General features: G+C 64.7%; 2 protein-coding genes. Both read right to left on the bottom strand.

The features are described from left to right. A partial coding sequence (locus HU218_RS13500) for a GNAT family N-acetyltransferase (RefSeq protein ID WP_246211145.1) occupies nucleotides 1-597 on the bottom strand: 597 nt, incomplete at its 3' end. A gap of 2 nt (nucleotides 598-599) precedes the next feature. After that, the gene (locus HU218_RS13495) at nucleotides 600-1,001 is read right to left on the bottom strand and encodes a rhodanese-like domain-containing protein (RefSeq protein ID WP_174875458.1); all 402 of its coding nucleotides are present in this window, start codon (nucleotides 999-1,001) and stop codon (nucleotides 600-602) included. Between the last annotated feature and the right edge of the window lie 213 nt (nucleotides 1,002-1,214).

Genomic DNA, 1,214 nt, shown 5'->3' with positions numbered 1-1,214 from the left:
ATCCAGCAAGCTGAACCAGGCGGTGTCGCGGTTCAGCCCCCAGTTCACCCGTGCCTGACGGAAGATGCCCTCGAAAGTGAAGCCCAGCCGCGGCGCGGCGCGCATCGACGGCGCATTCAGCGCATTGCACTTCCATTCGTAGCGGCGATAGCCCCAGTCGAAGGCCTGGCGCATCAACAGGTACATCGCCTCGGTGGCGGCCACGGTTCGCTGCAGCAGCGGCGAAAAGCGCAGCCAGCCCACCTCGATTACCCCCATCGCCGGATCGATGCGCAGGTAGCTGCCGCTGCCGATGGCCTGGCCGCTGGCCTGGTCGACGATGGCGAAGAACAGCGGGTCGCGGCTGTCTTCCATCATGCCGAACCAGTTGTCCCAGTCGGCATCGCTGTGCGGGCACGGCATCAGGTAGGCCCAGTCGCGGCCGTCCGCGTCCAGCTCCAGCGCCGCACGCAGCCCGGCAGCATGCTGCTGGCGGCTGAACGGCTCCACACGGCAACAGCGCCCCTGCAGGGTGACGCGCTGCGGCGGAGTGGCACCCTGCCAGTTGTCGACCGGCAACCCCAAAGCTTGGCCGTAGGCATCGTAGTGCATGTCCATGTTCAACCTCCGCAGCCGCAGTCGGCATTGCTGTCGATGGCGCAGCTGGCACCACCTTGCACCGTCGGATAGCCGTCGCGCTTCCACCAGTCCACCCCGCCTTGCAACTCCTTGACCGTGAAGCCCAGCTCGGCCAGCTTCAGCGCGGTCTTGGTGGAGGCATTGCAGCCGATGCCGTCGCAGAAAGTGACCAGCAACACGTCGCGCGGCAGCTGCGCGGTGCTTTCTGCGGTAATGCCACGATGCGGCAGGTTGATGGCGCCGGGCAGGGTTTCGGCGGCATAAGCCGCCGGCGAACGACCGTCCACCAGCTGCAACGCCTTGCCCTGTTGCTGCTGATCGACCACGTCCCAGCTGTCGATCTCGTACGCCAGTTTGGCGCGGTAAAACTCCAGTTGATTCATCCTGCGCTCCTCCATCGAGACATCACCATGGCATTAATGGTAAAAACACAGGCGGCCCTGCAACAGGGCCAGATCATCCACATAGAAGGGAACCACTTTGCCAGACAGCCGCCAACCGTCGCTGTGGATCAGCGATGCGCTGCACGCCGCCTTGCAGCGCGACAGCAAAGAGGGACTCTCTCGCCAGCTGGCACGGCTGCTGCGGCAATGGAT

The organism is Vogesella oryzae, from assembly GCF_902829295.1.
Lineage (GTDB): Bacteria > Pseudomonadota > Gammaproteobacteria > Burkholderiales > Chromobacteriaceae > Vogesella > Vogesella oryzae.
Note: the sequence above shows the minus strand (reverse complement) of the source record. Positions and strands in the feature narration are given on the sequence as shown.